The organism is Acinetobacter terrae (genome assembly GCF_002135195.1).
Lineage (GTDB): Bacteria > Pseudomonadota > Gammaproteobacteria > Pseudomonadales > Moraxellaceae > Acinetobacter > Acinetobacter terrae.
Genome location: NZ_NEGF01000003.1, coordinates 273,438 through 297,330 on the forward strand (window position 1 = coordinate 273,438; position 23,893 = coordinate 297,330).

The 23,893-nt window shown below is 39.8% G+C and carries 27 protein-coding genes and 1 rRNA gene; 19 read left to right on the forward strand and 9 right to left on the reverse strand.

All coding sequences use genetic code 11. The annotated features are described in order from the left end of the window. Window positions 1-10 precede the first annotated feature (10 nt). The gene (locus B9T23_RS05510) at window positions 11-2,146 is read left to right on the forward strand and encodes a 3-hydroxyacyl-CoA dehydrogenase NAD-binding domain-containing protein (protein WP_086193337.1); all 2,136 of its coding nucleotides are present in this window, start codon (window positions 11-13) and stop codon (window positions 2,144-2,146) included. Between the two features lie 291 nt (window positions 2,147-2,437). Beyond that, window positions 2,438-2,764 carry a hypothetical protein gene (locus B9T23_RS05515; RefSeq protein WP_086193338.1) on the forward strand — a complete coding sequence of 109 codons (327 nt, stop codon included), beginning with the start codon at window positions 2,438-2,440 and terminating at the stop codon, window positions 2,762-2,764. A 74-nt stretch (window positions 2,765-2,838) separates the two neighbouring features. Here B9T23_RS05515 and B9T23_RS05520 read toward each other — a convergent pair whose 3' ends face one another. Both B9T23_RS05520 and B9T23_RS05525 read right to left on the reverse strand, forming a co-directional pair. Further along, entirely contained in the window at window positions 2,839-3,270 is a 432-nt protein-coding gene (locus B9T23_RS05520) for a GNAT family N-acetyltransferase (protein ID WP_086193339.1), read from the reverse strand. Window positions 3,271-3,327: 57 nt separating this feature from the next. Then, entirely contained in the window at window positions 3,328-4,554 is a 1,227-nt protein-coding gene (locus B9T23_RS05525; protein ID WP_086193340.1) for a class I SAM-dependent methyltransferase, read from the reverse strand. 102 nt (window positions 4,555-4,656) lie between these two features. Here B9T23_RS05525 and trhA point away from each other — a divergent pair, with 102 nt between their 5' ends. Both trhA and B9T23_RS05535 read left to right on the forward strand, forming a co-directional pair. Further along, window positions 4,657-5,298 carry a PAQR family membrane homeostasis protein TrhA gene (gene trhA / locus B9T23_RS05530; RefSeq protein ID WP_086193341.1) on the forward strand — a complete coding sequence of 214 codons (642 nt, stop codon included), beginning with the start codon at window positions 4,657-4,659 and terminating at the stop codon, window positions 5,296-5,298. A gap of 144 nt (window positions 5,299-5,442) precedes the next feature. After that, entirely contained in the window at window positions 5,443-6,762 is a 1,320-nt protein-coding gene (locus tag B9T23_RS05535; protein WP_067723665.1) for an MFS transporter, read from the forward strand. 57 nt (window positions 6,763-6,819) lie between these two features. Here B9T23_RS05535 and B9T23_RS05540 read toward each other — a convergent pair whose 3' ends face one another. Both B9T23_RS05540 and B9T23_RS05545 read right to left on the reverse strand, forming a co-directional pair. Beyond that, the gene (locus tag B9T23_RS05540) at window positions 6,820-7,164 is read right to left on the reverse strand and encodes a hypothetical protein (protein ID WP_086193342.1); all 345 of its coding nucleotides are present in this window, start codon (window positions 7,162-7,164) and stop codon (window positions 6,820-6,822) included. Between the two features lie 87 nt (window positions 7,165-7,251). Further along, a complete protein-coding gene (locus B9T23_RS05545) occupies window positions 7,252-8,262 on the reverse strand; it encodes a metallophosphoesterase (RefSeq protein WP_086193343.1) in 1,011 nt (336 codons plus the stop codon). A gap of 111 nt (window positions 8,263-8,373) precedes the next feature. Between B9T23_RS05545 and B9T23_RS05550 the strand changes: the two genes are divergently transcribed. Next, window positions 8,374-10,008 carry a phospholipase D family protein gene (locus B9T23_RS05550; protein WP_086193344.1) on the forward strand — a complete coding sequence of 545 codons (1,635 nt, stop codon included), beginning with the start codon at window positions 8,374-8,376 and terminating at the stop codon, window positions 10,006-10,008. A gap of 37 nt (window positions 10,009-10,045) precedes the next feature. On the opposite strand, the gene B9T23_RS05555 is transcribed toward B9T23_RS05550, so the two are convergent. Beyond that, window positions 10,046-10,855, reverse strand: coding sequence for a lysophospholipid acyltransferase family protein (locus tag B9T23_RS05555; RefSeq protein WP_086193345.1), 810 nt, complete (start codon window positions 10,853-10,855; stop codon window positions 10,046-10,048). Between the two features lie 383 nt (window positions 10,856-11,238). Here B9T23_RS05555 and hflX point away from each other — a divergent pair, with 383 nt between their 5' ends. The 9 genes from hflX to B9T23_RS05600 all read left to right on the forward strand — a co-directional run bounded on the left by hflX (window position 11,239) and on the right by B9T23_RS05600 (window position 17,229). Beyond that, complete coding sequence (gene hflX / locus B9T23_RS05560) at window positions 11,239-12,570, forward strand: ribosome rescue GTPase HflX (RefSeq protein WP_086193346.1); 1,332 nt, start codon at window positions 11,239-11,241, stop codon at window positions 12,568-12,570. 43 nt (window positions 12,571-12,613) lie between these two features. Continuing rightward, complete coding sequence (locus tag B9T23_RS05565) at window positions 12,614-12,985, forward strand: hypothetical protein (RefSeq protein WP_086193347.1); 372 nt, start codon at window positions 12,614-12,616, stop codon at window positions 12,983-12,985. A gap of 10 nt (window positions 12,986-12,995) precedes the next feature. Then, the gene (locus B9T23_RS05570) at window positions 12,996-13,670 is read left to right on the forward strand and encodes an LrgB family protein (protein WP_067723672.1); all 675 of its coding nucleotides are present in this window, start codon (window positions 12,996-12,998) and stop codon (window positions 13,668-13,670) included. A gap of 85 nt (window positions 13,671-13,755) precedes the next feature. Further along, the gene (locus B9T23_RS05575; protein ID WP_067723673.1) at window positions 13,756-14,202 is read left to right on the forward strand and encodes a DUF2147 domain-containing protein; all 447 of its coding nucleotides are present in this window, start codon (window positions 13,756-13,758) and stop codon (window positions 14,200-14,202) included. 160 nt (window positions 14,203-14,362) lie between these two features. Then, window positions 14,363-14,809: a DUF2147 domain-containing protein gene (locus B9T23_RS05580; protein WP_067723674.1), complete on the forward strand. Its 447-nt coding sequence runs from the start codon at window positions 14,363-14,365 to the stop codon at window positions 14,807-14,809. A 150-nt stretch (window positions 14,810-14,959) separates the two neighbouring features. Next, window positions 14,960-15,409: a DUF2147 domain-containing protein gene (locus B9T23_RS05585; RefSeq protein ID WP_086193348.1), complete on the forward strand. Its 450-nt coding sequence runs from the start codon at window positions 14,960-14,962 to the stop codon at window positions 15,407-15,409. A gap of 161 nt (window positions 15,410-15,570) precedes the next feature. Continuing rightward, window positions 15,571-16,020: a DUF2147 domain-containing protein gene (locus B9T23_RS05590; RefSeq protein WP_086193349.1), complete on the forward strand. Its 450-nt coding sequence runs from the start codon at window positions 15,571-15,573 to the stop codon at window positions 16,018-16,020. Window positions 16,021-16,175: 155 nt separating this feature from the next. Further along, window positions 16,176-16,625 (forward strand): DUF2147 domain-containing protein, encoded by a 450-nt coding sequence (locus B9T23_RS05595; protein ID WP_086193350.1) that lies wholly within the window; start codon window positions 16,176-16,178, stop codon window positions 16,623-16,625. A gap of 154 nt (window positions 16,626-16,779) precedes the next feature. Continuing rightward, the gene (locus B9T23_RS05600) at window positions 16,780-17,229 is read left to right on the forward strand and encodes a DUF2147 domain-containing protein (protein WP_086193351.1); all 450 of its coding nucleotides are present in this window, start codon (window positions 16,780-16,782) and stop codon (window positions 17,227-17,229) included. A gap of 60 nt (window positions 17,230-17,289) precedes the next feature. On the opposite strand, the gene B9T23_RS05605 is transcribed toward B9T23_RS05600, so the two are convergent. The 3 genes from B9T23_RS05605 to pdxA are packed head-to-tail and all read right to left on the reverse strand — an operon-like array spanning window position 17,290 to window position 19,953. After that, window positions 17,290-18,123 (reverse strand): symmetrical bis(5'-nucleosyl)-tetraphosphatase, encoded by an 834-nt coding sequence (locus B9T23_RS05605; protein ID WP_171263057.1) that lies wholly within the window; start codon window positions 18,121-18,123, stop codon window positions 17,290-17,292. A gap of 15 nt (window positions 18,124-18,138) precedes the next feature. After that, complete coding sequence (gene rsmA, locus B9T23_RS05610; RefSeq protein WP_086193353.1) at window positions 18,139-18,951, reverse strand: 16S rRNA (adenine(1518)-N(6)/adenine(1519)-N(6))-dimethyltransferase RsmA; 813 nt, start codon at window positions 18,949-18,951, stop codon at window positions 18,139-18,141. Between the two features lie 33 nt (window positions 18,952-18,984). After that, window positions 18,985-19,953 carry a 4-hydroxythreonine-4-phosphate dehydrogenase PdxA gene (pdxA, locus tag B9T23_RS05615; RefSeq protein WP_086193354.1) on the reverse strand — a complete coding sequence of 323 codons (969 nt, stop codon included), beginning with the start codon at window positions 19,951-19,953 and terminating at the stop codon, window positions 18,985-18,987. 324 nt (window positions 19,954-20,277) lie between these two features. Between pdxA and rplM the strand changes: the two genes are divergently transcribed. The 5 genes from rplM to B9T23_RS05640 all read left to right on the forward strand — a co-directional run bounded on the left by rplM (window position 20,278) and on the right by B9T23_RS05640 (window position 23,215). Next, window positions 20,278-20,706 carry a 50S ribosomal protein L13 gene (gene rplM / locus B9T23_RS05620; protein ID WP_067724808.1) on the forward strand — a complete coding sequence of 143 codons (429 nt, stop codon included), beginning with the start codon at window positions 20,278-20,280 and terminating at the stop codon, window positions 20,704-20,706. Between the two features lie 12 nt (window positions 20,707-20,718). Further along, complete coding sequence (gene rpsI / locus B9T23_RS05625; protein WP_067724806.1) at window positions 20,719-21,105, forward strand: 30S ribosomal protein S9; 387 nt, start codon at window positions 20,719-20,721, stop codon at window positions 21,103-21,105. 331 nt (window positions 21,106-21,436) lie between these two features. Further along, window positions 21,437-22,090 carry a glutathione S-transferase N-terminal domain-containing protein gene (locus tag B9T23_RS05630; RefSeq protein ID WP_086193355.1) on the forward strand — a complete coding sequence of 218 codons (654 nt, stop codon included), beginning with the start codon at window positions 21,437-21,439 and terminating at the stop codon, window positions 22,088-22,090. Window positions 22,091-22,101: 11 nt separating this feature from the next. Then, window positions 22,102-22,533, forward strand: coding sequence for a ClpXP protease specificity-enhancing factor (locus tag B9T23_RS05635; RefSeq protein ID WP_086193356.1), 432 nt, complete (start codon window positions 22,102-22,104; stop codon window positions 22,531-22,533). A 19-nt stretch (window positions 22,534-22,552) separates the two neighbouring features. Then, on the forward strand, window positions 22,553-23,215 hold the full coding sequence (locus B9T23_RS05640; protein ID WP_086193357.1) for a hypothetical protein: 663 nt from the start codon (window positions 22,553-22,555) through the stop codon (window positions 23,213-23,215). A gap of 505 nt (window positions 23,216-23,720) precedes the next feature. Here B9T23_RS05640 and rrf read toward each other — a convergent pair. Further along, window positions 23,721-23,835, reverse strand: a 5S ribosomal RNA gene (gene rrf / locus B9T23_RS05645). Between the last annotated feature and the right edge of the window lie 58 nt (window positions 23,836-23,893).

Sequence of the window (23,893 nt, forward strand, 5' to 3'; positions counted from 1 at the left end):
GAGAACAACAATGAGCGCAATTCAATATGAAAAAAATGCGGACAATATCGTCATTTTAACTTTAGATTCTCCCAACCAATCTGCCAATACCATGAATGCGGATTTCCGTGCTGCACTGGAAGATACTGTTTCCAAGCTGCAAGCAGATGCAGAAATTTCAGGGATTATTTTCCGTTCAGCGAAAAAAACCTTTTTTGCCGGTGGTGACTTGGATGAACTGATTGAAGCAGAGCCGGATCATGCCACAGCATTCTTCCATATGATTGAAGAGATGAAAGCCAAACTGCGTTATATCGAAACACGTGGTATTCCTGTGGTTGCAGCACTCAATGGCACGGCGCTCGGTGGTGGCTGGGAACTGGCTTTGTGTTGTCACCATCGTATTGCACTTAATGACCCGAAAGCCAAGTTTGGTTTACCGGAAGTGACTTTAGGATTATTGCCGGGCGGTGGCGGGATCGTGCGTATGGTGCGCTTACTCGGTTTGCAAAATGCATTTCCACTGTTGATGGAAGGCAAACAATTTTCTGTCGATAAAGCCAAATCGTTAGGCCTAATTCACGATATTGTGGAAACTGAACAAGAACTGTTAGACAAAGCCATTGCCTGGGTTAAATCCAATCCAATATCGCAACAACCGTTTGATGTCAAAGGCTACAAAATTCCAGGCGGCGACCCAAAAACACCTGCTGTCGCTCAGGTGCTTGCGATTGCACCTGCAATACTGCGTGACAAAACCAAAGGCTGCTACCCGGCCCCTGAAGCGATTATGGCGGCTGCAGTTGAAGGTGCGCAGGTTGATGTCGACACAGCCCTCACTATCGAATCGCGTTATTTCACCTACCTTGCGACCAGTCAGATTTCCAAAAATATGATTGGCACGTTCTGGCATGGTCTGAATGCAATTAAATCAGGTGCAAGTCGCCCTAAAGACATTGCAAAATGGAAAACCAGCAAAGTGGGTATTTTAGGGGCAGGCATGATGGGTGCCGGTATTGCTTATGCGACTGCATCGAAAGGCATACAAGTTGTTCTAAAAGATGTATCAACAGAGACTGCTGAAAAAGGCAAAGCCTACAGCCAAAAGCTGCTGGATAAGAAAGTCTCTCAAGGTCGTTTAACGGCTGAACAACGCGATCAAGTTTTAAGTTTGATTACCGCTACAGCTGCTGTAGAAGATTTACAAGGTTGTGACCTGATGATTGAAGCGGTGTTTGAAAATCCAGAACTGAAAGCCAAAGTCACCCAAGAAGCTGAAAATTATTTGGTTAATGGCGGTGTGATGGCATCGAATACGTCTACCCTGCCAATTACAGGACTCGCCAAAGCGTCTAAAGATGAGAGCCATTTCATTGGTCTGCATTTCTTTAGCCCTGTCGATAAGATGCAACTGGTAGAAATCATCAAAGGAAAAAACACATCAAATGAAACCTTAGCTAAGGCTTTTGATTTTGTGCAGCAAATTGCTAAGACGCCGATTGTGGTGAATGACAGTCGTGGTTTCTTCACCAGTCGTGTCTTTGGAACTTTTGTGCAAGAAGGTTTACGATTGCTTGCTGAAGGGGTTCATCCTGCCAAAATTGAAATGGCAGCACTCAAAGCCGGTATGCCTGTCGGGCCACTTGCCATTCAGGATGAAGTGTCTTTAACACTTTCTGAACACGTGGCTGCTGAAACGCGTAAAGCCCTGCAAGCTGAAGGCAAAGACCTGCCACGTTCGGCTGCAGATGATGTAATTGAAACTATGATTCATCAATTTAACCGTAAAGGTAAAGCTGCGGGTGCGGGTTTCTACGAATACCCTGAAGGTGGTAAAAAACATTTATGGGCGGGTTTAAGCCACTGGAAAAAAGAGGTGGATATTTCCGAACAGGAAATGATTGACCGTTTTCTGTTTGTTCAGGCGCTGGATACTTTGCGCTGCTATGAAGAAGGCGTGCTGGAGTCGGTTGTGGATGCCAATGTCGGTTCTATTTTCGGCATTGGTTTTGCGCCATGGACAGGTGGAGCCATACAGTATCTGAATCAATATGGTTTGGAAAAAGCCTTATTCCGTGCCAATACACTTGAAGCCAAATATGGTGAGCGTTTTAAAGCACCCCAATTGCTGAAAGATAAACTGCACTCTGGCGAGAAAATTTCATAACACGACTTAAGCTATAATGCATTAACGCTCTTTCTTTTTTATTGAAGATCATGGCGTTAATGCATTTAAGGTTCTTTTGATCATCCAAAATACGTACTCATCTTTTAAGCTTTCGTGCCTAACCCCGATATAAACTTTGACCTTATTCAAACAAAGACTCATCTCTTAGAATTAATTTTAATCCCTTATTTAAATGAAGGATTTAATCAGTTATGAGTCGGATTTCATTCTATTCTGTGTTATAAAGTTACATAGATTCTGATTTATTTTTATCCATTTTGGTATTTTCTCATGACTGACAATTCTTCTCCTGAAAAATCCCCTTGGGGCTGGAAAGCGCTCATTATTGCCTTTATTTTAAGTGCTTTTTTCATGGGGTTTTTCTATCTTGCAGTAAGCAATGAACCAGATTACATGCCGAGCCAACAGCAAAAAAATACCCAGCAGCATGCATTTAAAAATGCACCGGCAATGTCTGAAGAAGCTTTGGCAGAAGCTAAAAATCAGAAAGAAGCTAGTGCAGCAACAGCGACTGCTGAAGATCAGCACATGTCTGCAGAAGAACATGCGGCAATGACAGAAGCGGAAAAATCAGCTGAACATGAGTCTGGTCATTAATACTGAGATTCATGAAAATAAAAAAGCCACTTTTTAGTGGCTTTTTTATTACTTCAAAACTGAAAATTTAATAGCTAAGCACTCGCAAATAACAATCGCATATCAATATGTGGAATACCGCAATCCAAATATTGCTCACCTTCAACTTTAAAGCCCAAGCCTACATAAAACTGAATGGCATGTACTTGTGAAGACAATTTCAGGAATTTTCGCTGTTCATGTTTGGCTTGCTGAATAATCTGTTGCATCAGCAATTTCCCAATGCCTACGCCGCGATGCGATTTCAGCACAGCCACACGTCCGACGCTGTTATTTTGTAATAATCGCGCTGTCGCAATCGGATGATCTTGATCGTAAACAACAAAATGCAAGGAAATGGCATCTTCAGCATCCCATTCATCTGCAACCGGAATCTGCTGTTCCTGAATAAACACCTGCTCACGAATCAGTTTTGCATCATTTTGCAGTTCATCCCAATGACCTGTGCGTATCGTAAATTGGCTCATCAAAAATCATCTTCCTAAAAATAAAAGCAGCCTTGCGACTGCTTTATTCATTTTAAATTAACACTTGCAGCCAATATCCTGCTGATCCCACTGATTATTCAGCAACAATTCAAGCGAGTGCTTTTGAATGCCATACATTTCTTTTAGGGCTTGAATCTGAGCCAATACCGCCTGATCGGGTTGTTGGTAATCTTTACGTTTCGTCGCCAAGATCATCTTGTTTTTACTGGTATGTTCCAAAGCCACAAACTCGAATACTTTGGTTTCATAGCCATAGGCTTTAAGCAATAAGGCACGAATGGTATCGGTGAGCATTTCAGCCTGTTGACCTAAATGAATGCCAAATTGCAACATTGGTTTCAACACTTCCGGACTTTTGAGCTGTGGACGTAATTCCTTGTGACAACACGGCGCGCACATAATCATTTGTGCGTTTAAACGAATACCGGTGTGAATGGCAAAGTCAGTCGCCACATCACAGGCATGTAAGGCAATCATCACATCCAGGTGTTCAGGTTGATAGGTTCGTACATCACCCTGAAAAAAATCCAGTTGGGTAAATTGCGACTCTTCAGCGACCTTCTGACAGAACTCCACCATTTTGTTATTTAGCTCAACACCGGTGACAAATGGTGTTTGACCCTGCTTTTCCAGATAATCGTACAAAGCAAAAGTAAGATAACCTTTACCCGAACCAAAATCGACCACACGCAAAGCATGATCCTGTTTTGTGATTTGATCCAAAGCTCCCGAGAAAATTTCTACAAATTTATTAATCTGTTTCCATTTACGCGCCATGCTTGGAATAATTTGCGCTTTCGCGTCAGTAATACCTAAGGGCTGTAAAAAATAACTGTCCTGATCGACATAGCGATGTTTCGTGCGGTCATGCCCTTGTTGAGTTTCTACATTCTGTGCCTTTGCTGCAGATTTGTTTTTACTCACCGTTAGCATGGCTTTTTTCTTGTTCTTTTTAAGTTGCAACTCTTCTTCAGTGGTAAACAGGTTGGCTTGTTTACATTGAGCCAATAAATCTTGAATGAACTGACTGGCTTCCGCTAAAGGATAGTTTTTAGTGACATCTTGAGTCTTATAACGATACAAACAACTTAAAACAGGCTGCCCTTGCAGTGAAATGACTCGCAAGGTTATTTTCTCAAGATTTTCAAGTTCGCCCTTATACTGGCTCAAAATCATTCGATCAAAACTTTGTGTTTCAATGGCTTGCTGAAAAGCATCTAAGAATTGTTGTTCCTGAATAAAAGGAGAAGCCAATTGAGACATACAGATAACTCGAGTAAATTAAGTTGTCAGTGTAAAACTTCTTACTTTAAAGGTAAAACTTCATTACTATACAAGTGTATTTTTAATTACAGAAAATAAGCGATGAATACATCTAACTTGCAGACTTATGATCCACATGAAGAAAAAATAAATGCGATTAGTCATGCACTTGGCGCAGTTTTAGCAGCCATTGCCAGTATTTTTATGTTGGTTAAAGGGAGCTATTTACCGCTAGGACAATTTATTGGCTTATGTGTCTATGCATTGAGCCTGATTTTACTTTTTGCCGCTTCAAGCTTATATCACTATGCCGAATCGCCACAGCGTCGCGGCTGGTACAAAAAACTGGATCACACTGCAATTTATTATCTGATTGCTGGAACCTATACTCCCTTCTTGTCTATCGCACTTCCAACGGCAAAAGCGCAGTACCTGTTAATTGCACTGTGGGTGATTGCCGCCATTGGTACACTATTCAAGTTAGTTTTCATTCATCGTTTCCAGAAGATCTCTCTCATCGCTTATCTGGCTATGGGATGGCTTGCATTACTGGTAATGGATGATATGCAACGCTTTTTAAGCGATCAAGCATTGACCTATCTCGTCATTGGTGGACTGGCTTATACCATTGGTGCGTTGTTTTATGCCTTAAAAAGAGTAAGATATACGCATGCTATCTGGCATGTATTTGTATTGATTGGCGCTGGATCACATTTCTTGGCGATCTGTCTTTACGTGATATAACCCTCTATTTCTACATTTTTTAGTAACCCTAAATCCGTAGACATGAGTCGGTATTTCGTATTTTTTTAAGAAATTACGCCTTTTTTAAAAAGATTACGCTTTTAAAACTAAGTTTTTTTATTTTTAGTAAGTGTAAGGTTTCTCATGGCGTCATCAAATTCTATTGCTGCTTCGGAAGAAGTAGTAGCTACAAATTCAAAATTCCGCGTACTGACTGCGAGTCTTGTGGGTACAACAATCGAGTTCTTCGATTTTTATATTTACGCAACAGCGGCAGTTCTGATCTTTCCTCATTTGTTCTTCCCTGCAAGTACAGATCCAACGACTGCAACCATTCAGTCTTTAGCAACATTTGCTATTGCCTTTATTGCCCGTCCAATTGGTGCTGCCTTATTCGGACATCTGGGTGACCGTATTGGTCGAAAAGCCACACTGGTTGCGGCATTACTCACCATGGGTATTTCAACCGTGTGTATTGGTCTACTTCCAACCTATGCACAGATTGGTATCGTTGCCCCATTACTACTCGCACTTTGTCGTTTAGGACAAGGGCTTGGTCTGGGTGGCGAATGGAGTGGTGCGGTTCTGCTTGCAACTGAAAATGCGCCTGAAGGCAAACGTGCCTGGTATGGCATGTTCCCGCAACTGGGTGCACCCATCGGCTTTATCTTGGCCACAGGTTCATTCTTAACCCTAGGCGCATTTATGTCTGAAGCAGACTTTATGCAATGGGGCTGGCGTATTCCATTTATTGCAAGTTCTGCACTTGTCATTGTAGGTCTTTGGATTCGTTTAAAACTTCACGAAACGCCTGCATTCCAAAAAGTATTGGACACGCAGAAAGAAGTCAATATTCCATTTAAAGAAGTAATGACCAAACACTGGCGCATGCTGATTCTGGGTACCATTGCTGCTATCTGTACCTTTGTGGTGTTCTATTTGACCACAGTATTCGCATTAAACTGGGGCACAACAAAGCTCGGTTATACCCGCGCGGAATTCCTGCAATTGCAATTGGTTGCAACCTTGTGTTTTGCTGCATTCATTCCACTTTCTGCAGTTTTTGCCGAGAAATTTGGTCGTAAGGCAACTTCAATTGGCGTATGTATCGCTTCAGCGTTGTTTGGTTTAGTGTTCGCAAGCATGCTTGAATCTGGCAACACAGTTATCGTGTTCTTATTCTTGTGTATTGGTTTAGCGATCATGGGCTTAACGTATGGTCCAATTGGTACTGTACTTTCTGAAATCTTCCCGACTTCAGTTCGTTACACTGGTTCTGCATTAACCTTTAACCTTGCTGGTATTTTTGGGGCATCTTTTGCACCCCTTATTGCCACTAAACTTGCGACCACTTATGGTTTACAAGCGGTAGGTTATTACTTAACAGCTGCATCCATCCTTTCACTGCTTGCTTTCTTGGCGATGCGTGAAACCAAAAATGATGATGTAAACAACCAGGTTTAATTTCATCAAATAATAAAAAAACCAGCGTGATGACGCTGGTTTTTTTATATTGTTTTTTCAAATCTGTTCATCACTTAACATTTCTTGATACAGTTCTTCAAACACCTGTCGATCACCACCGGCATTGTAATAACTCGGAACAATGTAAGTCACAAGTTGACGGTATCTTTCTGTTCCATATAAATGATCCAGAAAAGCTTCCACATGATTTTCACCAATCCCAAAGGCCGTGATCAGTTGCTGAAACTTTTGATAAAACCTGCCGGCAAATGCGGGTGTATTGACCACATCGCTTTCGGCTTGCTGAAAAGCCTGTTCTAAAGCAACTAAACCCGCTTCAAGCTGTACCGATTGAGTCTCTGTTAAAGCAAAAAACTGACCGACCTCTTCTGAAAAAGACATACTCTTCTCCTGTTTTGTTCTCATTGTTATAAATCAATCTTGCTTTAGGGTATGTCAAAAATTGTTCAAGAAATTGATCTTCAAAATTTAAACCAGCTCAATGACATCAATTGTTGGCGGTACCCGAAAACGAAAAGGCACACCGACCATTCCTGTTCCAACCGTGACAAATACATCTGCATGTTCATGCTGATATAAACCTTTCTTGTGTCCCAGTATAGACACTTTTTTCATGATGTAATTGGTCAACCATGGCAGCTCAACTTGCCCACCATGCGTATGTCCAGACAACATTAATGGACGTGTCGGCAGTTGTGGCACCATATCTACTGTATCCGGATTATGCGATAAAATTACCCAGGGTTTATCTTGAGGCAAGTCAGGCATATAACGCATATCGGTTTTTCCTGCCCATAAATCGCCTACCCCCAACAAGCGAAATTCATCAAATTCCACCATCTGCCCTTCAATATCAATCACATCATTAACCTTTAAGGCATGTCTTAATAATTGCTGAATCGGGGGGCCAGGATATTGTTCATCATGATTGCCATTGACTGAATAAACCGGTGCATTGATCTGTTTTAAAATCGCCAGTTCATCGGCAAGTGTGTTTTCGGGTTCATAGGTCCAGTCCCCGGAAACCACCACTAAATCTGGATTCTGCTGGTTAATTTTATCGACAATAATTTTCAGTTGACGTTCATAGCCGGAAAATAGCCCGATATGTAAATCGGCAATCAATACCAGTTTGACCGGACGCTGCATTTTCTGTTCAGGATTCAACTGATATTGTAGGGTTTTAACCCCCACATGATGCGGTTCAATAAAGCGTGCATAAATGAGTACACTACTGAGCAGGAAGATAAACACCGCTTGGTGAATAGAGTAATAGCCACTCCAACCCGCATAGAAGCTAAAGAAAAACAAAGGAAACAGTAAATAAGATAAATAGAATGCCAGTAAATGCACAAAAGCTTTAAACGGATGAATGGTTTCCGTACGCGTTTGACTCAACCATGCTTGTGCAACACCCCAAATCCCAAGCACAAAAAAAATGATATAAAAATAAACAACGACCGAGTCTGTATCCCACATAATAATTTCTCTAACGATAACGAAGATATGACATCATTCATCTATTCTGATATTTATCTTTTCACAGCTGGCAATTATACTCAAACCCAATTTTGGTATTGTTTATAACTTATGGCGCGATCTCCCCATCCCACAACTCAACTAGATACTGGTAAATTGCGTCACTCTTCTACCTATAAAACTGCAGTATTGTTGAGTTGTAGCCTGATTGTAGGGATTCCCGCATGTACTACTCTGCCCAAGCAAACACCGCAACCGATTGAATATGCGTTTGATACCGAAACCAAACAAACCTCATTGGCGCAAATTATTTTACCGTTAAGAGAACAAAACCCCAATCTTACTGGTTATCATGTTTTATACGATCCGCTAGAAGCTTTAGCAGCACGCATACATCTTATTGATAAAGCAGAGAAAACTCTAGACTTACAATACTATATTTGGGACAACGATAAAATTGGCTCACTGGCTCTGCATTCCATTATTAAAGCAGCAGACCGTGGTGTAAAAGTCCGTTTGTTGATGGATGATAACAATGCCAAAAAGATGGAAGGCATTTATCTGGCACTCGATCAGCATAAAAATATTGATGTCAGACTGTATAATCCTTATCGTTTTAGACATTACCGTGCCATGGACATGGTGCTGGATTTAAAACGCATTAACCGCCGTATGCATAACAAAAGCTTTATTGCAGACAACCAGATTGCTTTAATCGGTGGTCGCAATATGAGTAACCAATACTATAACGTTAGCGACAGTTATCAATTTTCTGATGTCGATGTGATGCTGGTCGGCTCTGCATCCGATGAAATTATTCATTCTTTTGATGAATACTGGAATGATGATTATGCATTTCCAGTCAAAAAAATTGTCAATCCTCGACATTATTCCTTGCGTTTTGAAAGTCTAAAACAGCAACTGGAGCAACATTCACAAAACATTAGCGTTCAGAATTATCTTGATTTAGCCACACGCTCACATGCCTTTGAAAACTGGCTCAATAGCAGTATCCAGTTTGATTGGGTCAAAGCGGAAATCGTGAGTGACTCACCCAGTAAAATCAGGTCTAAAGCGAAAAAAGAGCAACATCTGAATTTTCAACTGCTGAATCGTTTAGAAAAACCGGAACAAAGCGTCGATATTATTTCAGCTTATTTCGTCCCTGAAAAAAAAGGCGAAAAAATGCTGAGTGAGCTAGCTCAAAATAATATTCAGGTGCGTGTACTCACCAATTCTTTTAAAGCCAATGACGTGTTTTTAGTGCATGCTTTTTATGGCAAATATCGAAAGAATTTATTAAAGGATAATGTCGAGTTATATGAGTTTCTATCTGTACCTGAAACTGAAAACTTAAATGCCAATACCGAGGAAATCGCTGAAAAAGCCAAAGTCAGCTTAAAAGGTTTAAGCCGTTCCAGCCTGCATGCCAAACTGATGGCGATTGATCAAAAACAGGTCTTTATTGGTTCTTTCAATTTTGATCCACGTTCTGCCTATTTAAACACGGAAATTGGCGTCTTGCTGGATAGCCCGAACTTAGCCAGAGCTGTGCACCAGACCATGGATCAGAATTTATCCAAATATGCCTACAAACTGGTTTTAAATGCCAACAATAAAATCAACTGGAAAATTAAACGTCAGGATGGCAGCATCAAAACCTATCTCAAAGAACCGAAAATGAAATGGTGGCAAAAGGCAGGAGTTAAAGTGATTTCATGGTTGCCACTCGAAGGCTTTATGTAAGCCTTCGCTTTGTCAGGGATTCATTTTTATTACCCGTTCACGTTGGACTTTTAAGCACTATTTGATGTAACTGTGCTAAACCTTCGATCATTTTGGTGTGAACTTCCTGAGTCAATGTTTCGACGGTATGCCCTTCAGGCGATATTGCAGGTAATGCCATTAAATGCGCTTTCACTTTAGGCATTTCCAAGACCTTTTTGACGTGATCGGCAAAGCTGATATCATTAATAAACGGCGCCACCAGATCCAGTTGTCCATGCTGATTAACATAACAAATCAGACATATTTGCACAGGACGGTTGGCTTCTATAGCTGCAGCTAGAAGACGTCCATAGATTTTTTTTATTCTTGAACCATCTGAAGTGGTCGCTTCAGGAAAAAATAACACCGGAATATCTTGTTTTAAAAATTCGGTAATTTGCTGTTTAATTTTAACCGAATCGCCAGAACCGCGTTGAATAAACAGTGTTCCACCACCCTTTGCCAGTTTGCCGAGTAAGGGCCATTTTTCAATTTCCGCTTTTGCCAAAAAGAACACTCGAGCACCAGAACCCAAAACGGCAACATCGAGCCAGGAAATGTGGTTGCTCACCCACAGCGCTGGCTCACGTGGAATGACACCATGTACATGAATTTCAAGATTAAAAACTTCGCATAATTGACGGCAAAAATGCTGTACATAACGTGTATTACACGGATTATTCGGGTCTTTATATAAACGGTGACGAAAAACCAGATAAAATCCTTGTGTAAGCGCAGCTATAACCGCCAATAACTTTTTACTATATAAGAAAAATTTAGACATACTATTTAACGATGAACTTTCAGTTACAGAGGATTGAGTCATAGATTGATCACTAATTACCGGACACAGCGTTTAATCATTTATTTTCTGCCATTCTATACTGTTCATTTTGATCTTGCATTGATCATAAAACTGAACCCTGAATTTTTAATAAAATGATTAAAACCAATAAACACGATGCTTTGATCTAAAACATAAATTATACGAATAGATCTGCATCAGTTAGCAACCTGACCAACTACTAAAATAATAAATTTTATCAATAACTTAAGTTTTATCTAAAGATAATCACTTTTGCATTTAGGCAGGATGTTTTTATTTACTGAATGTTTTGTTACCTTACTTTAGCCAGTCTGATCTATTTTTCACTATCCGTGCTTATTTTCTACTAAAATGAAGTTTTAACGTAGTTGAGATAGCATTTAGTGGAATATATTGAGCGACATCAAGGTGGCGAACGCGCCCTATTAGTAAGTGTCTCTGTACAACTTTTAGATGACCTTGATGCAGAAGAATTTCGCTTATTGGCCCAGTCAGCGGGTGCTGAAATTGTAGAACATATTACCGCTCAACGTATCAAGCCTGACCCAAAACTGTTTATTGGTTCCGGAAAAGCAGAAGAAATCGCGGAGCGAGTTAAAGAATTAGAAATAGATTTGGTCATTTTTGATCATAGCCTGACCCCTTCCCAAGAACGCAATTTAGAAAGAGTCATTCAATGCCGCGTAATTGATCGTACACGGCTCATTCTGGACATTTTTGCCCAACGTGCCCGTACTCATGAAGGTAAACTTCAAGTTGAATTGGCACAATTGGATTATTTGTCTTCACGACTGGTCGGCAGCGGCATCAGTTTAGATAGTCAAAAAGGCGGTATTGGTTTACGCGGACCTGGTGAAACACAACTGGAAACAGATCGTCGTTTACTGCGTTTACGTATTGGACAATTAAAAGACAAACTGGAAAAAGTTCGTCAAACTCGTATACAAGGTCGTTCTGCACGCCAGAAAGCCGCTATTCCAACGGTATCTCTTGTCGGTTATACCAATGCCGGTAAATCGACATTATTTAACATCTTGGCGCGCTCTGACGTTTATGCCGCAGACCAACTGTTTGCAACACTTGATCCGACTTTACGCCGTTTAAATTGGGATGGGATTGGTGCTTTGGTTCTGGCCGATACCGTAGGTTTTGTCCGTAACCTCGCCCATGCCTTGGTAGAATCCTTTAAAGCCACGCTTGAGGAAACAGCTGAGGCCACCTTGTTGCTGCATGTCATCGATTCCAGCAGTCCAGATATGCTGGAACAAATTGAAGCGGTCGAGTCTGTTTTAAAAGAGATTGGTGTCGATGTCCCGGTACTTCGCGTCTATAACAAAATCGATATCAGCGGCGAAGATGCAAAAATTGTGTATTCTAAACCGCATTTTCCCGATCGTGTCTATGTATCTGCGCATGCGAACCTGGGCTTGGACCTGTTACGTCAAGCAGTTCAAGAATGCTTGATGGGAAAATTGCAAAGTTTCGAGCTGGTATTAAAACCTGAATATGGAAAATTGCGTACTCAATTGTATGCCCTAAATGTCATTCAGACTGAAAATTATGATGAAGAAGGCAACCTGCATTTACACGTCATTATTGCTCCAGCAAAACTTGAACAATTAATTAAACAAGCACATTTACCGATTGATGAAATTCTGGGAAAAAAAGCCACGCAATTCAAAAAACCGCTTGAGGAATTTGAAATCAAAAGATAAATCGGTTAAAACGTGATAAGTATAATTTTAAAGTTTGGTAAAAATGGACTGGATAAAAACAATCGACTGGCCAGCATGGATCGGCACACTGGCTTTAATCATCTGCTTTCGTGAGGGAGCAGTATGGTTAATGACGCAATTTAATCACCCTGAACTGGGTAATTTGGTCGGCTTGATTAGCTTGTTGCTGAGCTTGCTTATTTGGAGAAATGTCCACAAATTACCTGCGCGTTTAGTCGATACCAACAATAAAATAATGAAAGAAAGTGCCTTTGCTTTTTTACCGATTAGTGCCGGTTCGCTAATTATGTTGGTACACATGGGAAAGGAAATTCCTGTTTTTCTTGGGGTGATGTTTATTAGCACCCTGATTCCATTATGGATCTATGCAAAAATGGCCAAGCGCTGGTTATAGGGGAAATATGATGTTAGCAGTACTCTACGGTTTTACATTAACCCTTTTCGCCTATCTGATTGCCAAACCTTTAAATAAAAAGCTTCCACAAGTTCCGGTCATTGTCATCGGCATGTTTTTCATTATTGGATTGCTATTTGTGTTTGGGATTCCTTACGAATCTTATATGACACAGGTCAATCCGCTATTTAATCATTTACTCGGCTATGTCACCGTTGCCTTGGCTATTCCGCTTGCAGCCATGCGTTATGATGACTTACCACTCAAGGCCATTGTCGGTATTTTAGTCTTTGCCAGCATTAGTGCGGTGGCTTTACCGATGGGACTTGCCTATTTATTGCATATGTCTGACGCAAGCATTATGGCATTTGCAACTCGGGCGGTAACAACTCCAATTGCCATTAATATCGCCACGCTTTTACATGCACCACTCACCTTAGTGATTTTAATTGTGATTTTATCAGGCGTTATTGGTGCTGCTTTTTCTCCATTTATCTTGCGTCATATTAACGATGAAAGAGCCTCTGGTCTGGCCTTAGGCTTAGCTGCACATGCCATTGGGACTGCACAAGCATGGCAACGAGGCAGTGTGGCAGGACGCTATGCGGCTTTTGGCATGGCAGTAAATGCCGTGTTTACAGCCATCTGGTTGCCGACATTCATACTCTATTTGCAAAAAATGTGACTGAGTAATCATTAATAAACATTTGTATCGTCAAAATTTGACCTTATGATAAAAATTATTCATAAAGTTATCGTAAGGTTTTTTGATGAGAAATTTTAAAATTTTAGCAGCCCTACTTCTTTCTAGCAGCAGTAGTGCTGTTTTTGCTGAAGACATTGCGGGAACCTGGAAAAATATTGATGATAAAACCGGTTCTTCAAAAGCGATTATTGAAATTCGTCAAGAAACCAACGGCACTTATACCGCAAAAATTGTAAAAGTCACTCCTCGTCCAGGTTACACAGCCAAAGAAACCTGTGTGAATTGTCCTGCTCCTTATACCAATAAACCAATTCTAGGCATGGATGTTTTAAAAGGTTTAAAACCAGCAGCAGGATCCAATTTTACTCACGGCAAGATTATTGATCCACTTAGCGGTCATATCTACAGTATGAAAGCGAAATTAAGTCCAAATGGTAAGCGCTTAACCCTGCGCGGTTATGTCGGGGTTTCAGCTTTGGGCCGTAGTCAAACCTGGATTAGAAACGACTAAATATGACAAAAAGTCGCACTATGTGGCTTTTTTATTCCGAGTTATTTAAATATTTCACATTATTTTTCATTTTTATGAAGCAATAGGTTGACTGATCTCTAAACGATGATTATATCTTTATATAGATAAGAAAAATATTTTCCAACTCGCAGGAATTGATATGAAGAAGAATATATTATGTGCTGCTTTTGCTAGTGTAGTTTTCAGTGGGAATGTATTGGCAGATGATATTACGGGAACCTGGAAAACGATTGACGATAAAACAGGCTCGTCAAAAGCGATTCTTGAAATGCGTCAAGAAAGTAATGGTACTTATACCGCGAAAATTATCAAAGTAACGCCACGCCCGGGTTATACCCCGAAGGAAACCTGTGTAAATTGCCCAGCACCTTATACCAATAAACCCATTTTAGGCTTAGATATTTTAACCGGATTGAAAGCTGCCGATGATAACCACTTTGTAAATGCTAGGGTTCTTGACCCCCTCAGCGGTAAAATCTACAGCGGAAAAGCAAAATTGAGTGCCAATGGTAAACGTCTCACTCTACGTGGTTATGTGGGTATTTCCGCACTTGGTCGTAGCCAAACATGGATTAAGCAAGATTAAATTATGCTCATTACAGTTCAGCATAGATGGTGAGAGCAGTACGAATAAGAACTTAAAATTTTAATTCCAGAAGACTGCTTAATTTCGTATTGCTACCTCACCTTAAAATAAGTCAACAGGATAGCTGACTTATATAAATGAGGAAATTTTATGAAAAAAATAGCAATCACTGCTGCATTTTTTGCAGCACTATTAAGCAGTTTTTCGGTTTTTGCTCAGGAGATAGCTGGTACTTGGATACAAATTGATGATAAAACAGGTTCACCTAAAGCATTGATTGAAATTCAAAAACAAACCAATGGATCTTATTCCGGAAAAATTATCAAAGTAACGCCACGCCCAGGTTATACCCCCCGAGAAACATGTTTCCGCTGTCCACCACCCTACACAGATCAACCTATACTGGGATTAGAAGTCTTTAAAGGCTTACAAAATATCAATGGAAGTAATTATGCAAACGGTCGTGTACTTGACCCTTTAACAGGCAAAATATATGGCTTGAAAGGACGAATTTCTCCTAACGGTAAACGTTTTATATTACGCGGTTATGTGGGAATTTCTGCTTTGGGTCGGACCCAGACCTGGATTAAAAGTGACTGATTCTGACAAAAAGCCACACTATGTGGCTTTTTTATTCCGAGTCATTTAAATACTTCACATTATTTTTATTTTTTATGACGCAATATATTGACTAATTATAAAACGCTCATAATATGTTCTTATGGATAAAAAAATTACACTCCACAATCGAAGGAATTGATATGAAAAAGAATATTTTGCTTGCTACTTTCGTTGGCTTATTTTTCAGTGGAAATGTATTGGCACAAGACCTATCGGGGACTTGGCAACAGATTGATGATAAAACAGGTTCACCTAAAGCGATTATTGAAATTCGTAAAGAAGCCAATAATACTTTCACCGGAAAAATCACCAAAGTTACCCCTCGCCCAGGTTATACCCCTCGTGAAACCTGTAATAATTGCCCAGCACCTTATACCAATCAACCTATTCTAGGCATGGATGTCCTGAAAGGTTTAAAACACGTGCCTGATACATATAATTATGAAAAAGGTCGTGTCATCGATCCACTTGCAGGCAAAATTTACGATGCTAAAGTAAAGCTAAGTGCCAGTGGTAAACGCTTGACCTTACGTGGTTATGTGGGTATTTCAGCTCTCGGACGAAGCCAAACCTGGCTACGCTTAGATTAATCCAGATGTATCATGCTAAAAAGCCACTACTTCAGTGGCTTTTTTTATGTATAAAAGAACTTATTTTTAATTAATTCAATATAATATTGACTAATTGTTTAATATATCTAATATATCAACCTTTCAAAAATTGAACGAATGTTTGAAGGTCTGATATGCTCAAGAATCTATTGCTTGCAACTTTAGCAAGTGCACTTTTTAGCACTCATGTTTTTGCTGAGGATATCACAGGAATATGGCAACAGATTGATGATAAAACGGGTGCTGCTAAAGCCATTATTAAAATTGATAAAGAAGCCAATAATACCTATACAGGTAAAATTGTTAAAGTTACACCCCGTCCTGGCTACACTCCTCGTGCAACTTGTAATAGATGCCCCGCTCCATATACCAACGATCCAATTTTAGGCATGGAAATCCTTAAAGGTTTAAAACACGTAGAAGGGACCCATAACTACGAAAAAGGTCGTGTCATCGACCCGCTTGCCGGGAAAATTTATGATGCCAAAGTTCGTTTAAATGCCAATGGTAAACGTTTGACTTTACGTGGCTATATGGGTGTATCCGCATTAGGACGCAGTCAAACCTGGATTCGACTTGACTAAATAAATACCAATCAAAAAGCCACATCATGTGGCTTTTTTACATTCGTCAATAAATGATTAAATCTTTTGCAGACTCCCCAGAATATTGACTAATCACATAATCAGTCTAATATACCAACTCAATAAAAAATAATGAGTTATGGAAAGGTTTGATATGCAAAAGAATATATTGCTTGCAACTTTGGCGAGTGTGATTTTTAGTGGCAATGTTTTTGCTGAAGATATTTCTGGAACCTGGCAGCAAATTGATGATAAATCAGGTGCGGCCAAAGCGATCATCAAAATTCATAAAGAAGCCAACAATAATTTTACCGCCAAGATTATTAAAGTAACTCCTCGACCGGGTTATTCTCCGCGAGAAACCTGTAATAACTGCCCTGCGCCATATACCAACCAGCCAATTTTGGGTATGGAAATCATCAAAGGCTTAAGACATGTAGAGGGAACCAACAACTATGAAAAAGGTCGTGTGATTGATCCTTTAGCAGGCAAACTCTATGATGCCAAAATTAAAATGAATGCCACAGGTAAGCGCCTAACCTTGAGAGCCTATATGGGTGTTTCAACCTTAGGACGTAGTCAAACCTGGATTCGACTCGACTAAATAAATACCCATAAAAAAGCCACATCATGTGGCTTTTTTATTTTGTAAATCATCCAGACATTACATCACCGGATTATCAACTTTAAATATTTCTTTATCTTCGAGGCGATAGGCAATCAACTGCTTACCCCAAACACAGCCACCATCGACATTCTGAATCTGTGGATTAATGGTTTTACCCTGTAATGCAGCCCAGTGCCCAAAGATTAGTTGATGGGTTTTCACAGCTTCCGACTCAAATTCAAACCACGGTTTAAAACCTTGAGGCATTGGATCATCAAGTGAATCTTTAAAGCTAAACTCTAAACGACCTTCGCTATTGGTTAAGCGCATACGGGTTAAATAGTTGGTAATACAACGTAAGCGTGCACTGCCTTCTAAATCATCTACCCAAAGATCAGGTTCTTTGCCGTACATCTCAGCCAAGAAAGCATCTACCACAGCAAAATCTTCATGACTGATGATCGCTTCAACTTCTTTAGCCAAGGCAAAAGTTTGTTCTGCCGACCAGATACATGGAATACCGGCATGAGTCAAAATCGTTTGATTATTCGGGAAAAGACACAACGGTTGTTTGCGTAACCAATCAATCAAGTCATCGCTATCAATCGCATCAATTACATCACGGGTATTATCTTTGTCTTGTAACGCTTTTAAACCACGTGCACAGGCTAAAAGCGTCAGGTCATGATTCCCCAATACCGTTGCTGCGACCCCACGATCGACCAGTTTTTTAACAAAACGAAGTGTGCCAATTGAGTTTTCACCACGTGCAACCAAATCACCGGCAAACCAGATAAAATCTTGATCGGGGTCGAACTTAATTTCTTTAAGTAAGGATTTTAAAGCTTCAAAACAGCCTTGAACATCACCAATGACGTAATTGTATCGAATATCCGAGCGTGCCACTTAAGCCACCATTTGATCTGACAAAGCAACAAATTGAGCCATGCTTAAAGTTTCTGGACGCGCCATCGGATCAATACCGGTTTTCTCGAAGGCATCTTCCACCAACATCCCTTTCAAGCTGTTACGCAAAGTTTTACGACGTTGGGTAAATACATGTGAAACCAGACGTGCCAAAGCTTTTTCATTTTTAGCAATAATCGGTTTTACCGCATATGGCTCTAAACGGAATACGGCAGAGGTCACTTTTGGTGGCGGATTAAAAGATCCTGGCGGTACTTCAAATAAAAACGTCGGTTTACAGTAATACTGAATCATCACCGACAAACGACCATATTCTTTGGTATTTGGCGAAGCTGTAATACGATCTACCACTTCTTTTTGCAACATGAAGTGCATGTCTTGCACTTTGTCACCAAATTCCAAGAGATGGAATAAAAGTGGTGTTGAAATATTATAAGGCAAGTTCCCAACCACACGTAATGGACGATCTTCCTGAAACAATTGAGAATAATCATATCTCAATGCATCTGCTTCAATAATGGTTAAACGCTCTGGATGCGGTACACGACCCGGTAAGCCTGCTGCCAAATCACGATCCAGCTCAAGTACGGTTAAAGCATCACATTCACCAATTAGCGGTGAGGTCAACGCGGCTAAACCCGGTCCAATTTCTAGAATGTTTTGACCTGGACGCGGATTAACTGAGCGTACAATTTTGGCAATGACACGCTGGTCATGTAAAAAGTTTTGACCAAATCGTTTTCGAGCCTGATGCCCTTCTTCTTTTGGGTTTAAGGCATTAATTTGATACATAAAAACATTTCCAACGTGAGTGATGAACAATAATCAGTGGCGCGCCAAATCGAGGGCTAAATCGACAGCAACGTGCAGGCTTGAACTTTTTGCAAGTCCCGTACCCGCAAGGGAGAGTGCTGTGCCATGATCGACAGAAGTTCGAATAAAAGGTAAGCCCAAAGTAATATTGATGGCTTCACCAAATCCTTGAGATTTTAACACAGGTAAGCCTTGATCGTGATACATCGCTAAAACGGCATCCGCATCTTTTAAATTTTCTGGGGTAAATAAGGTATCAGCAGGAAGGCTCAAACTCATATTGATGCCTTGCGCCCGATAGCTTTCAAGCACCGGATTAATCACTTCGATTTCTTCCATCCCTAAATAACCACCCTCGCCTGCATGCGGATTTAAGCCACAGACTAAAATATGCGGATGCTCAATCTTAAATTTGGTTTTTAAATCATGAATCAAAATATCAATCACTTGATGCAAACGTTGTTTGGTAATGGCATCTGGAACATCGCGTAAAGGCAGATGCGTAGTTGCAAGTGCCACCCGCAAAGTTTTGGTCGCAAGCATCATCACGACACGTTCAACACCTGCGAATTCTTGGTAATATTCTGTATGACCACTAAAATGAATGCCAGCCTGATTAATAATTGATTTTTGCACGGGAGCCGTTGCGACACCGACACTTTTGCCCGACATCGCATAATCGGCAGAACGACGTAATTGTTCTAATACATAAGCAGAATTTTCAGCATTCAACTCACCCAATACCACATCAGTATTTAGTGGAACATGCTCAACGTATAACTGCCCTTGCCCTGAAGATTCTGATTGTCCTTGATATGCAATAAGTTCAACTGTTTGATTAAGAATTTCAGCGCGTTTTTTTAATAAATTGAGATCAGCCAAAATCACAATTGGACGTTCATCAATACGCATCGCCAAACTTAAACAAATGTCTGGACCAATCCCTGCAGGTTCACCACTGGTTACATATAAAGGAAGCATATTTTCATCTCGTCTAACCTGCGCTCGAATATCATTATTATATACGGGTTAGAGAAACAAGTTTTTCCGTAACTTCTATTTTCTAAGCAAAAATAGGTATCCGTTCCTAATCTTGCGCTGGGAAAATTCAGAGTTCTATCCATTCTTTTAAAAATACGAAAATAGTTGTGATTATTCTTTGCACATTACTATTTTTACCTATAAAATACAGCGCTTGAAATTTGCTTTTTCATTTGTGATTCTTCACGTATTCGTTTAGAATTGCGTCTCCTTTTGTTTGGACAGATTCCATAGTCCAAACCAACTATAATAGGTAGTGGTTTAATGAAAACTCTCAGCGCTAAGCCAGCTGAAGTTCAACATGACTGGTATGTTGTTGATGCTTCTGGCAAAACTTTAGGTCGCCTTGCGACTGAAATCGCTCGTCGTTTACGCGGTAAGCATAAAACTTCTTATACTCCTCACGTTGACACTGGCGATTATATCGTTGTAATCAATGCTGAAGAAATTACTGTGACTGGTAAAAAAGCTCACGATAAGAAATACTATCGCCATACTGGTTTCCCTGGTGGTATCCGTGAGACTAACTTCGAGAAGTTAATTGCTCACAAACCTGAAGCAGTTTTAGAAAAAGCTGTTAAAGGTATGTTACCAAAAGGTCCTCTTGGTTATGCAATGATCAAAAAAATGAAAGTGTACGCTGGTACTGAGCATCCACATACAGCTCAACAGCCACAAGTTTTGGACATCTAAGGGATACAGCACATGGCTACTAACTATGGTACAGGTCGCCGTAAGACCGCAACTGCACGTGTTTTCTTGTCAGCTGGTACAGGCAAACTCGTAATCAACAATCGTACTCTTGAGCAATATTTCGGTCGTGAAACTGCTCGTATGATCGTTCGTCAACCTTTAGAACTTTTAGAAGTTACTGAAAAATTTGATCTTTACATCACTGTTGCTGGTGGTGGTATTGGTGGTCAAGCTGGCGCTATCCGTCACGGTATTACTCGTGCTTTGATCGCTTCTGACGAAACTTTAAAACCTGCTCTTCGTCAAGCTGGTTTCGTTACTCGTGATGCTCGTGAAGTTGAACGTAAGAAACTTGGTTTACGTAAAGCTCGTAAACGTCCTCAATTCTCTAAACGTTAATTCGTTTACCGAATCGGACAAAAAGCCTTGGTTTATCCAAGGCTTTTTTATGTCCTGAAAATTTATGAACAACAATTATTTTTCTATTGTTCATGCACATCTTTACCCCACACCCCTTCATGACACCAAAAGGACTTGGTGAGATAGTAGTTAGCAACAGCAATTAAAATAAAAAGCATCATTAAACCCAGTTTAATTATCATATTTTCTTACTCCAGTCATTTTTTCTTATAATCTACATCTCCTATAGCTGATTCATCTTTTATGCTTCGTGCTTTTTAGGTTGAATTTTAGTATCCTATTCTATTCATTTTTTGCTTTGTTTAGGATTATGTCCGTCGAAACCGCACCTGTTCAAGGAATTACACTCTATAGCCATGCAGATGACTTTCGTTCACATTGGATTCGCTATGTCCTGGCCGAGAAGCAAATTAAATATCATCTTATTATTGTGGATGAAGACGATGAAGATCTCGCCAGCTTAAATCCCTACAACCAAGTCCCTATGCTGATTGAGAATGAACTTAAACTATTCAATACCAGCATCATTTCCGAATATGTAGATGATCGTTATCGTCAAAACAAGTTGTATGCTGATGCACCTATGCCGCGCTCAGAACAACGTCAATATATTTGGCGATTTGAACAAGATTGGCTAAAACTTGCAGATATTATGTTGCGTCATCCAGATAGCTTAAATGAAAAAGATAAGGTAAAAGCCCAAAAACAACTGCGCGACATACTGATCTCTCTGACACCGCTATTTCAGCATTTCCCCTATTTCATGTCAGAAAATTTTACAATTTTAGATTGCATGTTAGCGCCAATCTTTTTACGGTTACACTCAATGGGAATTGAACTCCCTAAACAACATTGCCGCCCCATTTTATTATATTGCCAACGGATATTTACTCGTTCTGCTTTTACCAAGTCTATGACTATGCAGGAAAAAAATAAATATCGTGAAATTTTAGTGAATCAATAGAGTATCTCTCAATGTCTGATCAGGAATTAAACCTCACTCCCACTCGCCCATATCTTGCTCGTGCAATTTATGAATGGATTTGTGACAACAACCTTACCCCACATTTACTTGTTGATGCCACACAACCGAATACCCTGGTTCCCGAACAATTTATTCAAGATGGGCAAATTGTTTTAAATATAACCCCTCATGCGGTACATAAATTAAATATGAGCAATGAGACAATTACCTTCTCTGCTCGCTTTGGTGGCGTATCACGTGATATATATGTACCCTTAAATGCAGTGATGGGCATTTATGCACGTGAAAATGGTCAAGGTTTATTCTTTGATCCAAATGAATATGAAGATATCCAAATCCCTGAAGATACTTTAAAATCAACAACACTTTCAGAAGAAACTGAACAACCCAAGAAAAAACCGAGCCTACGGTTATTAGACTAAAATAAGAGGGAGTAAATTGATGGCTTTTGATTTAGTACAATATTTTGCTGAGCAGATTAACAATCAAAAGCCTCAGCTTCTCGAGCAACACTCTAGAGAAGATAGAAAAGAGCATTTGTTAGAAATAAATGCGCTTGTATTGGGTAAATTGATTACACTTTGGCGTTCTAATGACAAAAAAGTTTATCAAGAAATTTCTTCACCCGAAGAACTCTTTATTCAAGAGGTTGCACGTCATCTAACCACTTCGTCAAAAAATCAATCTACATTAGCTAAAAATGAATTAGAGCCAGCAGTCACAGAGATATTGCGCTTACAATTGGCAGAGCTTAAACAGCTCAATGACATTGGTAATCTCGAAGTTCGTGGATTACATGAATTACTTTTAGGGCAAATTGAACATCTTTCAGGTCAAGCCCCTGATTGGGTTTGGTCAACAAACGACCTGTTAGAGCTAAAAGGTTCTAAACCAATTGTGCAAGAAGAGATATCATTAGACTCAACAATGAAGGAGTTTAATCAAATGGTTAGTCAACAACATACTGATGCTAATGAAGATCAACACAATGCTGCAGCGGTAGTAAATACTACAGTTCCAGGGTGGTCAAAAATTCTCGAACCTGTAGTTGCTGTTATTATTCTCTGGGTTCTATATTGTGCTGCAACACAAATGTTTAACTAAAATATTTAAAATTTTAGTTTAAAAAGATAAAAATCGCCTAAATGGCGATTTTTTATTTGCAAAAAGTTCAGCTGTTAGGACTTATAAATAACATAGATAAAAATTAAAAATCCGCTATATATTATTCAATACAACGATACAAACATGGATTTCTTTCACTTACAAAAGATTCCCTACTCTATTTACCCAAATTTTTTATTTAAACTTTTAGTAATTCCTTTTGCCTAAAGCATAGAAAGCTGATTTTCTTACCATAAACGTAAATTTTAACAAGGTTAAAGACTTTGTGAGGTGTTAATCACCCTTATATATTTCTTAATACTAGAAGTGCTTAAACATCGATATGTTCACTCTTTCAGAATCAAGATTCAATCCAAGAAATCTAATAATCACTTTTTTCAAATACTTGATAAAAAGGCTTCCTATGGAGCTTTTTTTAAATATAAAAATTTATGCATAAAAAAACACCCTGACCGATTAGATCAGGGTGTTTTCAGGAATAATGAGCTGGCGATGACTTACTCTCACATGGGTAACCCCACACTACCATCAGCGCAAAGAGGTTTCACTTCTGAGTTCGGGAAGGGATCAGGTGGTTCACTCTTGCTATTGTCGCCAGCACAACTGTTTATGATTACTCGCTATGGTCTTATTTACACTGGGTGTATGCCTAGCTTT